This is a genomic window from Pseudomonas frigoris (assembly GCF_047758635.1).
Lineage (GTDB): Bacteria > Pseudomonadota > Gammaproteobacteria > Pseudomonadales > Pseudomonadaceae > Aquipseudomonas > Aquipseudomonas frigoris.
Map to the genome: position 1 here is coordinate 3440599 of NZ_CP180479.1, position 13204 is coordinate 3453802.

At 58.6% G+C, this 13204-nt stretch carries 11 protein-coding genes and 1 pseudogene; 6 read left to right on the forward strand and 6 right to left on the reverse strand.

The genetic code is table 11. The features are described from left to right. Positions 1-2 precede the first annotated feature (2 nt). The 3 genes from ACMXYH_RS15785 to fdnG are packed head-to-tail and all read right to left on the reverse strand — an operon-like array spanning position 3 to position 4654. Positions 3-656 carry a formate dehydrogenase subunit gamma gene (locus ACMXYH_RS15785; protein ID WP_415764062.1) on the reverse strand — a complete coding sequence of 218 codons (654 nt, stop codon included), beginning with the start codon at positions 654-656 and terminating at the stop codon, positions 3-5. After that, positions 653-1588, reverse strand: a complete 936-nt coding sequence (fdxH, locus tag ACMXYH_RS15790; RefSeq protein WP_415764063.1) for a formate dehydrogenase subunit beta — start codon at positions 1586-1588, stop codon at positions 653-655. Before fdxH ends, ACMXYH_RS15785 begins: the two co-directional genes overlap by 4 nt. Further along, positions 1589-4654 (reverse strand): formate dehydrogenase-N subunit alpha, encoded by a 3066-nt coding sequence (fdnG, locus tag ACMXYH_RS15795; protein ID WP_415764064.1) that lies wholly within the window; start codon positions 4652-4654, stop codon positions 1589-1591. It abuts the gene before it with no gap. A gap of 234 nt (positions 4655-4888) precedes the next feature. Between fdnG and ACMXYH_RS15800 the strand changes: the two genes are divergently transcribed. The 5 genes from ACMXYH_RS15800 (at position 4889) to ACMXYH_RS15820 (ending at position 9738) form a co-directional block, all read left to right on the forward strand. Continuing rightward, positions 4889-6043 (forward strand): MalY/PatB family protein, encoded by a 1155-nt coding sequence (locus tag ACMXYH_RS15800; RefSeq protein WP_415764065.1) that lies wholly within the window; start codon positions 4889-4891, stop codon positions 6041-6043. 177 nt (positions 6044-6220) lie between these two features. Then, positions 6221-7078, forward strand: coding sequence for an SDR family oxidoreductase (locus tag ACMXYH_RS15805; RefSeq protein ID WP_415764066.1), 858 nt, complete (start codon positions 6221-6223; stop codon positions 7076-7078). A 99-nt stretch (positions 7079-7177) separates the two neighbouring features. Further along, entirely contained in the window at positions 7178-8521 is a 1344-nt protein-coding gene (locus ACMXYH_RS15810) for a cation:proton antiporter (protein ID WP_415764067.1), read from the forward strand. 187 nt (positions 8522-8708) lie between these two features. Then, a complete protein-coding gene (locus tag ACMXYH_RS15815; protein WP_129444190.1) occupies positions 8709-9005 on the forward strand; it encodes a hypothetical protein in 297 nt (98 codons plus the stop codon). Positions 9006-9261: 256 nt separating this feature from the next. Next, entirely contained in the window at positions 9262-9738 is a 477-nt protein-coding gene (locus ACMXYH_RS15820; protein WP_046055244.1) for a hemerythrin domain-containing protein, read from the forward strand. A gap of 253 nt (positions 9739-9991) precedes the next feature. On the opposite strand, the gene ACMXYH_RS15825 is transcribed toward ACMXYH_RS15820, so the two are convergent. Together ACMXYH_RS15825 and ACMXYH_RS15830 are read right to left on the reverse strand one after the other, a co-directional pair. After that, a complete protein-coding gene (locus ACMXYH_RS15825; protein WP_129445180.1) occupies positions 9992-10528 on the reverse strand; it encodes a hypothetical protein in 537 nt (178 codons plus the stop codon). A 65-nt stretch (positions 10529-10593) separates the two neighbouring features. Further along, positions 10594-10809, reverse strand: a pseudogene (locus tag ACMXYH_RS15830) (cupin); the annotation flags it as partial. Positions 10810-10960: 151 nt separating this feature from the next. Here ACMXYH_RS15830 and ACMXYH_RS15835 point away from each other — a divergent pair. Continuing rightward, positions 10961-11206, forward strand: coding sequence for a hypothetical protein (locus ACMXYH_RS15835; protein ID WP_129444192.1), 246 nt, complete (start codon positions 10961-10963; stop codon positions 11204-11206). Between the two features lie 60 nt (positions 11207-11266). Here the strand turns inward: ACMXYH_RS15835 and ACMXYH_RS15840 are convergent, their stop codons facing one another. Then, positions 11267-13135, reverse strand: a complete 1869-nt coding sequence (locus ACMXYH_RS15840) for a hybrid sensor histidine kinase/response regulator (RefSeq protein WP_415764068.1) — start codon at positions 13133-13135, stop codon at positions 11267-11269. Positions 13136-13204 lie beyond the last annotated feature (69 nt).

The following is a 13204-nucleotide window of genomic DNA, read 5'->3' on the forward strand; positions in this document are numbered from 1 at the left end:
GGTTATCCTTTTTTGCTGATCGGCCGGTCGGGGTGCTCGTCGCGGGTCACTTCGCGGTACCACAGTTCATGGTGTTTTTTCGCCCAGGCGCGGCTGACCCGCCCATGCAGCATGGCGCTGACCGAACCCTTGATCCAGATGCCGGCGTAGATGTGAACGATGATGCTTAGCACCAGGATGAAACCCGCCAACGCATGCAGCAGCATGGCCCAACGAATGCTGGTGATGCCGAAGTACTCGCTGAAATACGCACGCCAGATCACCAGCCCGCTGAACAGCAGCACCAGCATGCAAATCAGCAAGGTCCAGAACAGCAGCTTCTGCCCAGGGTTGTACTTGCCGATGGGCGGCACGCCCTCCTCCTCATTCTTGATCACCCGCCCGACTCGCCTCAGCCACAACCGGTCGTTGCTGATAAAGAAGTTCGCCCGCCAGAAACGGATCACCAGCCCAAGGAACAGCACAAACATCACCACGCCCATGAACGGATGCAGGATGCGCGTCCAAGGCCCGCCGCCAAACAGGTTGCTGAGCCAGAACAACGCCGGATGAAACAACGCCAGCCCCGACAGTGCCGCCATGAAAAACAGAATCGCCACCAGCCAATGGTTAGTGCGCTGGTTTGATGTGTAACGAAGGATCGGTTTGTCGTTCATGGCCTGTCCTCCCCCTTCGGATCATAGGTATGCACCGATGGGTCGATTTCATGCACGGCGGGATCGGGGATGGTCGGGTGTTCGTCCTCCTCGACCAGCTGCGGCCCGATGCGCACGTAGTGGAAGAACCCGGCCAGCACCGCCAAGCCCATGGCCAGCAACCCCAAGGGTTTGCTCACGCCTTTCCACAGTTCCACCAGCGGACTGATGGTCGGGTGGTCCGGCAGACCGGCATACAACCGGGGCTCATCGGCATGGTGCAGCACATACATCACGTGAGTACCACCGACGCCTTCCGGGTCGTACAAGCCTGCGTGTTCGAAGCCACGGCTCTTGAGGTCGACGATCCTTTCGGCCGCGTGTTCTTTCATGTCGTCCTTGGTGCCGAACACTATGGCGCCCGTCGGGCAGGTTTTTACGCAGGCCGGCTCCAGCCCCACCGCCACCCGGTCTGAGCACAACGTGCATTTATAAGCCTTGTGATCCTTTTGCGAGATTCGCGGGATATTGAACGGGCAACCGGTGATGCAATACCCGCAGCCGATGCAATGGTCCTGGTCGAAGTCGACGATGCCATTGGCATGCTTGATGATCGCCCCCGGGCTCGGGCACGCCGCCAGGCAACCGGGCTCGGCGCAGTGCATGCAGCCGTCCTTGCGAATCAGCCACTCCAGATTGCCGGCGTCGGTTTCGTGCTCGGTGAAGCGCATCAAGGTCCAGGTTTCTGCGGTCAGGTCCTGAGGGTTGTCGTAGGTGCCGAGGTTGTGGCCGACATCGTCGCGCAGCTCGTTCCATTCCGAGCAGGCAACCTGACATGCCTTGCAGCCAATGCACTTGGTGGTGTCGATCAGCTTGGCCACTTCCTCTTGATTGCGCACCGAGGACGGGACGGTCGTGGTGGCCGAACGGGCGATGATGTCTTGGCTGGCCATTTAGACTTTCTCCACGTTGACCAGGAATGACTTGGATTCCGGGGTCTGAGTGTTGCCATCGCCGAGGAACGGCACCAGGGTGTTGGTCAGGTAACCGTGGCGCGTGAGCCCGGTAAAGCCCCAGTGCAGCGGGATACCGATCTGGTGCACCACCTGATTGTTGACCTGCAGCGGACGAATCCGCTTGGTCACCACCGCCACCGCTTCTATATGTCCGCGCTTGGAACTGACACGGACCCGGTCGCCGGCCACGATGCCTTTCTCCTTGGCCAGCACCTCACCAATCTCGACGAACTGCTCGGGTTGGGCAATCGCGTTGAGCTTGCAATGCTTGCTCCAGAAGTGGAAATGCTCGGTCAGCCGGTAGCTGGTCGCGGCATATGGATAGTCCTTGGCCACGCCTAAGGAATCCCACACCGAATCGAAGATCCGCGCCGCCGGGTTGCTGGTGGCTTTCTTGTTTTCCGGGTGCAACGGGTTGATGCCGATCGGCGTTTCGAACGGTTCATAGTGCTCGGGGAAAGGTCCTTCATTCATCTTGTCGACGGCAAAGAACCGCGCCACGCCTTCGGGGTTCATGATGAACGGATTCATCCCGGCTTCCGGTGGCGAGTCGGCCTTGAAGTCCGGCACATCGGTGCCGCCCCAGACTTTGCCGTTCCACCACACCAGACGTTTTTTCTCGTCCCACGGCTTACCTTGCGGGTCGCACGAAGCGCGGTTGTAGAGAATCCGTCGGTTCGCCGGCCAGGCCCAGGCCCAGCCCTGATGTTGTTTCATGCCGTACGGGTCGCTGTTGTCGCGCCGGGCCATCTGGTTGCCCGCCTCAGTCCAGCTGCCGCAGAAAATCCAGCAACCGGAAGCGGTGCTGCCGTCGTCCTTGAGCTGGCCAAAACCGGCCAGTTGCGCGTTGCCCTTGATCGCCGCGCCGGTAGCGTCAGTGAAGTCCGTGGTGGCATAGCCGTTGATTTCCTTGGCCAATTCTTCCGGCGAAGGCTCCTCGGCGATTTTGTACGGCCAGGACAGTTTGAGGATCGGCTCGGCATAAGCGCCGCCGTTGGCCTGGTAACGCTGGCGCAGACGGATAAACAGCTCGCTCATGATCCGCACATCGGTGCGCGCTTCGCCGGGGCCGTCGGCACCTTTCCAGTGCCATTGCAGCCAGCGGCTGCTGTTGACCAGCGAGCCGTCTTCTTCGGCGAAACAGGTGGTGGGCAGGCGAATCACTTCGGTCTGGATGCCAGCGGTTTCAACGTCGTTGTACGGCCCGACATTGCGCCAGAACTCCGAGGTTTCGGTGGACAGCGGGTCCATCACCACCAGCCACTTCAGCTTGGCCAGCGCCGCCATCACCCGGTTCTTGTCAGGCAACGCGGCGATGGGGTTGAAGCCCTGGCACATGTAGCCGTTGACCTTGCCCTGGCCCATCAGGTCGAACACTTTCAGGATGTCGTAGTTCGGGATGTCCAGTTTCGGCAGATAGTCATAAGCCCAGCGGTTTTCGAGCGTGGCATTCGCGCCGTACCAGGCTTTCATCAGGCTGACGTGGAACTTGCCGTAGTTTTGCCAATAGGACAGCTGCCCCGGACGCAACGGCATTTGCGTGCGCTTGGTGATGTAGGCGGTGTAATCCTGCTCGGCGTCGCCCGGCAGGGTCAGATAGCCCGGCAGCGAATTGGACAGCAAACCGAGGTCGGTCAGCCCCTGGATGTTGGAGTGCCCGCGCAAGGCATTGACGCCCCCGCCCGGCATGCCGACGTTGCCCAGCAGCAATTGCACCATGGCCGCGCTGCGAATGATCTGCGAACCGATCGAATGCTGCGTCCAGCCCAGCGCATAGAGAATCGTCATGGTCTTGCCCGGTTGCGAGCAGGTGGCGATTTCTTCCCAGATCTTCTGCATGGCATCCACCGGCATGCCGCAAATCTGGCTCGCCAGTTCGATGTTGTAGCGGCTGTAATGCTGCTTCATCAATTGATAGACGCAGTGCGGATCTTGCAGGGTCGGGTCGACCTTGACGAAGCCGTCTTCACCGAGTTCATAACCCCAGCCGGACTTGTCCGTGTAGCTGCGTTTGGCCGCGTCGTAGCCGCTGAAGATTCCGTCCTCGAAGCCATAACCGGCTTTGACGATGAACGACACGTCGGTATAGGCGCGCACGTACTCGTGCTGGATCTTGTCTTCAGTCAGCAGGTAATTGATCAGGCCGCCCATGAAGGCGATGTCAGTGCCGGTGCGAATCGGCGCGTAATAGTCGGCCACCGAGGCGGTCCGGGTAAAACGCGGATCGACCACGATCAAGCGGGCCTTGTTGTGCGCCTTGGCTTCGGTCACCCATTTGAAGCCGCACGGGTGCGCTTCTGCTGCGTTGCCGCCCATCACCAGGATCAGATTCGCGTTGCCGATATCGGTCCAGGTATTGGTCATGGCACCACGGCCGTACGTCGGGGCAAGACTTGCCACCGTCGGGCCGTGTCAGACACGCGCCTGGTTATCGAACCCCAGCATGCCGAGACTGCGAACAACCTTGTGGGTGATGTAACCCGCTTCGTTGGACGCCGCCGAGGCCGCGAGGAAACCGGTGGTCAGCCAACGGTTTACCATTTGGCCCTGGGCATTCTTCTCGATGAAGTTGGCGTCGCGGTCGGCCTTCATCAAGTCGGCGACGCGATCGAGCGCTTCATCCCAGGAGATCCGCGTCCACTCGGTGGTGCCAGGTTTGCGCACCTCTGGGTATTGCAGACGACCGGGGCTGTGAATGAAGTCCAGCAAGCCGGCGCCTTTGGGGCACAGGGTGCCGCGGTTGACCGGGTGGTCGGAATCGCCTTCGATGTGGATGATGTTTTGCGCGACGTTCTTGGCGGCATCGCCCTGGCTGTACATGATCACGCCGCAGCCGACCGAGCAGTACGGGCAGGTGTTGCGGGTTTCATGGGTGTGGGCAAGCTTGAAGTGGCGCACCTGCTCGGCGAAGGCAGTCGCGGGGGCCATGCCCAGCGCGCCGAGGCTCGAGCCAGCAAGGCCGATACCAGCGACCTTGAAGAACTGACGACGGTTGAGGTCCATCGTGCACTCCTGTCAGGGGGAGACCCGGTACTTTTGCCGGGTTTTTCTGGACAATCACGGTTGTGGCAGTCTGGCTGCCGACATTTAAAACTGTAGACAATGTTAGAACTGACTGTGTGAAAACCGACCATCGGGCAATACCGGGGCATCAGCCATCACACACAGGCTCGCTCCCACAGGTCCTTGGCGTTTATCATTGCCCCACGTTCAACCACGCTTTTTATGAGACTGAGCATGACTTTCGATTTTGATCAGGTGTTCGACCGCCACAACACCGGCAGTACCAAATGGAGCCGTTATCCGGCCGACGTGTTGCCGATGTGGGTGGCCGACATGGACTTCTCCGCACCGCCGGTGATTCTCCAGGCCCTGCAAAAACGTCTGGAACACCCGATGCTCGGCTACAGCGTGGCCCAGGATGACTTGCGCGATGCCATCGTCGCTGACCTCTGGAACAAGTACGCCTGGCGCGTATTGCCTGAGGAGCTGATTTTCTTGCCGGGCGTGGAGTCGGGTTTCAACATGGCGCTGAATGCGCTGGTCCAGCCGCAGCAGAACGTCGTGGTTCAGGTCCCGAACTACCCGCCGCTGCGTCATGCGCCGGGGCACTGGGGTTTGAACAAGGTTGAACTCGAATTCGACGCGTTGGCGGACGGCACTTACGCCACGCCACTCGATGCCCTGAACCAGGCGCTGACCGGTGGCGGTGCGCTGCTGCTGAGCAACCCGCATAACCCGGTGGGCAAAGTCTTCCCGCGAGAAGAACTGCAAGCGGTCGCCGACATCTGCCTGGAGCAGGACGCCTGGATCATCTCTGACGAGATTCATGCCGAGCTGTGTTTCGACGGGCGCGTGCACATTCCGACGGCCTCCCTGAGCCCGGAAATCGCCAAGCGCACCATCACGCTGATGTCGGCGAGCAAGGCCTACAACATTGCCGGTCTGAAGACATCTTTCATGATCATTCAGGACTCGGCTTTGCGTGCAAAGGTCAACCACGCCCGCTGCGGCATGGTCGACAGCGTCAACCCGTTGGGCATGGAAGCGACGCGCGTCGCCTACAGCGAAGGCGGCCCTTGGCTGGCCGGGTTGAAGGCGTATCTGCAAAGCAATCGGGATTATCTGGTGGAAGCAGTCAACACGCGCCTGCCGGGTGTGACCATGAATATCCCGCAAGGCACGTATCTGGCGTGGCTCGATTGCTCGGCGCTGGGACTGGATAACCCTCAGCAGTTTTTCCTTGAGCAAGCCAAGGTCGGGTTGAGCCCTGGTCTGGATTTCGGCGATGACAGCAAACAGTTCGTGCGCCTGAACTTCGGCTGCCCACGGGCATTGCTGGAAGAAGGCATTGCGCGGATGGAGCGTAGTTTGGTCAATCGCAAAGCCTGAATCCAGATCAAAAGATCGCAGCCTTCGGCAGCTCCTACGCGAAATTGCGTACACCCTGTAGGAGCTGCCGAAGGCTGCGATCTTTTGATTTTTCGCGACATGAAACCCAACCGAACTCAAGGCAAAACACCAGGGTCAACCCTTTGACTCTTCTGCCTTGCGAACGGAGATTTCCCAATGACTGCCTATCCCAAACCACCCTTCCCGAAACAGGCCCAGCCAGTCCCCGGTTCCCAAAAGAAAATGGACCCGTACCCCGACTGTGGCGAACAAAGCTACAAAGGTTCTGGCCGACTGGACGGCAAGATCGCCCTGATCACCGGCGCCGACAGTGGCATCGGTCGCGCCGTGGCGATCGCCTTCGCCCGTGAAGGCGCCGATGTCGCCGTCGCCTACCTCAATGAACATGAAGACGCCCAGGAAACCGCACGCTGGGTCGAACAGGCCGGCCGGCAGTGTCTGTTGCTTCCCGGTGACCTGGCGCAGAAAGCGCACTGCCAGGCCTTGGTGGACAAGACGGTCGAACGCTTCGGCCGGATCGATGTGCTGGTCAACAACGCCGCGTTCCAGATGACCCACGAACACTTAGAGGACATCCCGGACGAAGAATGGGTGATGACCTTCGACGTCAATATCACCGCCATTTTCAGGCTCTGTCAGGCCGCGTTGAAGCACATGAACCCCGGCAGTTCGATCATCAACACCAGTTCGGTCAATTCAGACATGCCCAAACCCACCCTCCTGCCTTACGCCACGACCAAAGGTGCGATTGCCAACTTCACCGCTGGCCTGGGGCAGATGCTGGGGCCGAAGAACATTCGGGTGAATTGCGTGGCACCGGGGCCGATCTGGACGCCGCTGATTGTCTCGACCATGCCCGATGAAGAAGTGCAGAACTTTGGTGGGCAGACCCCGCTCGGCCGGCCGGGTCAACCGGTGGAAGTGGCGCCGATTTATGTGTTGCTGGCCTCGGATGAGGCCAGTTACATCACCGGGCAACGGTACGGGATTACCGGCGGCAAACCGATGCTTTAAATTGAACCTGCCGGCATTTCCAGAACTCCACATTTTATAGGCCCTCCTTTGGCGGGCCTTTCGATATCTGGAGCAGCACGCACCCGACGAGTACCGAGCATGAGCTTCATTTTATGGGTGGCGGTGTTGGGTGCCGTGCTGCTGACACTGGCACTGACGTCGTCGTACCTGCGCTGGATGCCGGTGACTACGTCGGCGGTATGCCTTGTGCTGGGTGTGGCGATCGGGCCAGCGGGGCTCGGGCTGTTGAAACTGGACACCGATAATGCGTCCACCTGGATGGAGCACCTGACGGAAGTCGCAGTGCTGTTTTCGTTGTTTGTCTGCGGTTTGAAGTTGCGCTTGCCGTTCAAGGATAAAAACTGGCGCATTGCCTACGGGCTGGCCGGTCCGGTCATGGTGCTGACCATTTCCGGCGTCAGCCTGTTGCTGCATTACGGTTTCGAATTGTCCTGGGGCGCGTCCGTGTTGATCGGTTCGATTCTGGCGCCCACCGACCCGGTGCTCGCTGCCCTGGTACAAGTCAACGACGCCCGGGATGATGACAGCGTGCGCTTTGGGCTGTCGGGTGAGGCCGGGCTCAATGACGGGATCGCCTTCCCGTTTGTCATCCTCGGCCTGCTCCTGGTGCAGCACGACGGCAACCCCGGCTGGCTGAGCGATTGGGTGCTACGCAGTCTGTTGTGGGCAGTCCCGGCCGGTTTGCTCACCGGCTACTGGATGGGACGCGGTATTGGCCGCCTGACCTTGTTGATGCGAATCCAGAATGACGACAGCACCCTTTCCCCGAATGATTATCTCGCCCTCGCCTTGATTGCCCTGGCTTATGTCGGGGCCGAGTCGATTCACGGTTACGGCTTTCTGTCGGTGTTTGCCGCCGGTCTGGGCTTGCGTCACGAAGAAGTCAAATCCACGGGCAACGACGAACTTCCCGCCGAGCATCTCGTTCAGCCTGTTGTGGGACATCAGAACGTCGAGCCACAAGACGCCGTTCATGGCGATACCGAGAACCTTGAAGACACCCAGGTCGCGGCGGGAATCATGATGGGCGACATGCTTGCCTTCGGTAGCCTGGTGGAACGGGCCATGGAAGTCTTTCTGGTAACGCTGCTCGGCGTGGTGCTGATGGCGCATTGGGACTGGCGTGCGTTGCCGATCGCCGGCGTGTTGTTTTGCCTGATACGACCGCTGAGCGTCATCGCCATGCCTTGGGGCAATTTGCTCAACGGGCGCCAGCGAATGTTGATTGGCTGGTTCGGCATACGCGGCATTGGCAGTCTGTATTACCTGTTTTATGCCCTGAACCACGGGCTGGGCGCGTCGATCTCAACACTCTGCATGGATCTGACCTTGTCCGTGGTCGCGCTCAGCATCCTCATCCACGGGATCAGTACTCAACCGATCCTGGCTCGATATGAACAACATAAAAAACAGGATATTTGATTTGAGGTCTGTGCGTTCAGGGTCGGAATTATCGAATTTTCACGTTCATAAATTTGAAATTCTTCGCGACCCGGCCAGTCACAACTCTAATCCCGCCCGGCTTTTGCACGGAGGGACTTGCCAGGTTCGGTTCCCCTGCGGCGTCGATACCTATCAACAGGAACCTTGAGAAAATCAGGTGCTGGTCATGATTCACTATTCCACCTCCGAAGAAATCAAAGCCTGCCGGGCCTTCGCCCTGGAACGTAATTGTCAAATGTTTGAAGACGCCCAGGCACTGAGCCGCAGCGCCTGGGCGTTACTTGAGGTGAGCGACATGGATGTGGAACGGTTTGATCGCTATCAGGCCATGCGCAGGAAGGCCGACTTGAAGTTCGAGGAAGCGATCGAGCACTTGCGGCTGCTCAACGAAGATTTCCCGCCTGTCTCGATGTCCACGCAAAACGCTCATCGTTTGCTCCAGCACCCCGAATCCCGAGCCTGAACTTGAAAAGCCCGGGCATAGTCGCCGGGCTTTTTATTGTCTGGAACATTAATGCTCCCCTGCGAACTGCATGAGTCAATTTCCGGACTCATGCAGGCTGCATGACCGCAGTTCGCCATCAGTCACTTCAACTTATTGTTTTATAAACAAGTTATCGCACCGGCAAACCGGCACGACAAATGCTCAAGGACAATGAGCGACTTTCGGCCTTGAGACCGTTCGCGCTCACCCCCTGACTCGTTGGAGAGACTCGACCATGAACGCCATAGACCTGTTGAAAGCAGACCATGAACGCGTAAAAGGCATCCTGACCCAATTAAGCGAATCCACCGAACGTGGTGTTAAAAAACGCGGCGAGTTACTGGCCAAACTGGAAATGGAGATCGCCATCCACACCCGTCTCGAAGAGGAGGTCTTGTACCCGGCGTACAAGAAGGCTGGGGGCAAGGAACAGGACGTCATGTATTACGAAGCCAAGGAAGAACATCGCACCGTAGATTCGCTGGTGCTGCCAGACCTGAAAGTCACCGATCCGTCCACCCCGGAATTCGCCGGTCGCGTGAAAGTGGTCAAGGAACTGCTGGAACATCACATTGAAGAGGAGGAAACGGAAATGTTTCCCCAGGCCAAAAAGCTGTTGGGTAAAGCCACCCTGGAGGAATTGGGCGCACAGATGGAAAGCTTGAAAGCCCAATACAAGAAAGAAATGAGCGCAGCCAATCTGGCGGCTTGATGCTGGTGGCGAGGCAGCAAAAGGCCCGGCATATGCCTAATGCTGGTCAGTTAAGGTGCAAAACCTGTGGGAGCGAGCTTGCTCCGGGCGGCGTTCCGACGATGGCGGCGCAACATTCAACATCAATGCTGACTGACCTGCCGCTATCGTCGGAACGCCGCCCGGAGCAAGCTCGCTCCCACAGAGGTTGCGGTGTTCACCCCCTTAACTGACCGGCATTACGGCATATGCCGGGCCTTTTTGGTTGTTCGGTTCACGCGCCGGGGTTGGTCACCTGGATATAAAACGCGTAGCTGCCCAGCAGCACCCAGAAGGAGGCGAAAATCCATGGCGTACGCACCGAAAACAACAACGACTTGCGATACCCCTTATGGGACGATTCCATCTCACTGAACAGCGGCGACTCATCGTAAGCGAGGCCCATCAAGGGTTCGCTGCGCAACAACTCACTCTGCTTGAAATGCCAGTGATCGATGATGTCGTATGCCGCGCGAATCCCCGGCCAGGCGTTGAGCGAACTGAGCAGCCCCAATAGCGCCAGGAATGGCGGCACCACCAGGGTGAAGAGTTTTCCCCACTCGGGGTTGAGGTTGGACATGCAGGACGCGAAGGCAATCACCAAAAACGATTGCGCCGCCAGGTAGGCGTCGGTGCGATTGGCCAGAATGCTGGTTTCGTACTGGATTTCCCGGCGGTAGAAATCCAGGCGATCTTTGGGTGAGCCGAACATCTTCGCATTGTGTTCGGTCAGGCTTTCTTCGGTCGGGGCTTTGGTCAGTATTCTTGGCACAGGAGGGGCACGCACGGGGTAGGAAACGTTTAGAAGAAACGTCTACTGACAAGTTCAGCTGGATTTCAACGCGCCCTCCAGGCACCCATCAAGGCACCCTCGCCGCCATACACAGGATCGGCCAAGGGAAGCGGAACCTTGGCAATACGAGCAACGGACTGGTCGTGAGTCGTCGGGTCCGGACGCTGAATGTCATACTTTTCCTGGCCTTTTGGATAGGCACCAACGACCAGAAAATCACTGCTATGGTCCAGGCTGCAGTGCCCGGTGCCCGCCGGCATAGGATGGCTCATGGCGGGAGTGCTCCAGGACGCTGTTAAAAACTCTGAGCCACTCGATGGCGAAAAATTCAAAGGCATCGTGAGGCAAAGCCTCGAACGGTGCCTCGTCACTGTGGTCCCTCACATAAGGGTCTGACATTAAGGAATGGGGATGGATTATCTCGATTGGGTGCAATGGCCAGCGATGCTGATCACGGTGCTGGCGGCGTGGTTGATCGGCTCGCAAAACCCCAGACGCAGGGTCTCGGGTTTCATCTGTTTTATTGTCAGCAATGTTTTATGGGTGATCTGGGGTTACCACACTCAAGCCTATGCACTGATCGTGTTGCAGTTTTGTCTGTGCGCCATGAACGTGCGCGGCTTCAAGAAGAACGCGGGATCCGCCGCCGAACATTGAGCTCGCTGGTCATTTCATGGCCGTGGCGATGATCTCCACCAGATTCAGTTGGGTAAAAGGTTAGGACAGGCGCGGAAGTCTGGTTGCGAAACCTTCCAGGCGCTCGGCGTAACCGGTGGCAAGGATGATCGGCAGGTCCGGCTTCATGGTTCGGATAGCCTGCGCCAGTTCCGCGCCATTCATCTGGGGCATGGCCATGTCAGTGATGACCAGGTCAATCGCTGACTCACTGTCGAACGCTTTCAGCGCTTGCGCCCCGGATGTCGCACTGATCACCCGATGCCCCAGGTCTTCGAGTAACAGGCAGGTACTGGTCAACACCAGGCTGTCATCATCCACGACCAACACGCATAGACGGTGCATCGGCGGTGCGGCCTCCTCGGTAACGGGCTTGGCAACCGAACCAGTCGTGGCGATGGGTATCCACAGTTCGGCGATCGTGCCTATGTCCTTCTGGCTTTTGAGGACGAATCGTCCGCCCAGTTGCTCGATGTAACCATGCACCATCGAAAGTCCCAGCCCCGTGCCTTTGCCAACGCCTTTTGTGGTGAAGAACGGGTCCATTGCCAAACCGAGCGTGGCGTCATCCATGCCCTCCCCCGTATCGCTGACACTCAGGCAGACATAACGGCCTGACAGCAGGGATAGCTGCGGTTGATCCCAGGTTTCTTCGGTCTTGGCACTGATCACGATTTTTCCGCCATGGGGCATTGCATCGCGGGCGTTGGTCACCAGGTTCAGCACCGCCAGCTCAAGCTGATTGACGTCGGCCAAGACCGGTTCCAGTTCTCGCGAAAAGCGGGTTTCAAGTACCACGGAAGGCCCAAGCGAGCTACGCAACAGCCCGATGATCCCTTGCACCAGCGCCGGTATCTCGACGGGTTCGGCTTTGAGCTCCTGACGTCTGGCAAAAGCCAGCATGCGTTGGGTCAGAGAGACGCCGCGCAAGGCTCCCTGAGTGGCGTTGTCCACCAATCGGGTGATTTTCGGATCGTCCCCCACGCGTTTGCGGACGATTTCGAGATTGCCGAGGATGACGGTCAGCAAATTGTTGAAGTCGTGGGCAATGCCGCCGCTGAGTTGGCCGATGGCCTGCATCTTCTGCGCCTGAAACAGCGCTTCGCGGGTTTGCTCCAGCACCTGCTGGGCTTGTGCGGCTTCGGTGATATCACGGGTGATCTTGGCGAAACCGAGCAGCGTGCCGGTTTCGCCCCAAATCGGATCGACCACGACATTGGCCAGGAACCGCGTACCGTCCTTGCGCACGCGCCAGCCTTTGTTTTCGAATCGCCCCTCACGTATTGCAATGTCCAGGGTCCGTTGTGGGGCGCCGGCCTCGCGGTCTTCCGGGGTGTAAAACATCGAAAAATGCTGGCCGATAACTTCTTCGGGCAAATACCCCTTTATTCGCTGAGCCCCGGGATTCCAGTTGGTCACGCGGCCATCCGGGGCGAGCATGTAGATGGCGTAGTCAGTGACGCTTTGAACCAGCAGGCGGAACTGCTGCTCGCTTTGCTTGAGGACTTCTTCGGCCATTTTGCGGTCGGTCAGGTCGCGGGTAATCTTGGCAAACCCTAGCAACTTGCCCGACGTGTCGAGAATCGGATCAATGACGACGTGGCACCAGAAATACGTGCCGTCCTTGCGAACCCGCCAGCCTTCCCCCTCGAAACGCCCCTCCCTGATCGCCGTGTCCAGCGCTCGCTGGGGCAAACCGGCACGGCGATCCTCTTCGGTATAGAAACGCGAAAAGTGCTGACCGAGAATCTCGGCCTCTTCATACCCCTTGAAACGCTTGGTGCCAGCGTTCCAACTGGTAATGGTTCCATCGGGATCAATCATGTAGATCGCGTAATCAACGACAGCATCGATCAACAATCGAAAACGGCTGTCCTCGATGGCGCTGGCTTTTTCTCGACCCTCGCTCATTGATTCCTCACGGCACTGTTGTTTTTCTGGAGTATGCGGCAAACCACGAAATTGGAAAGTCAGATAAAC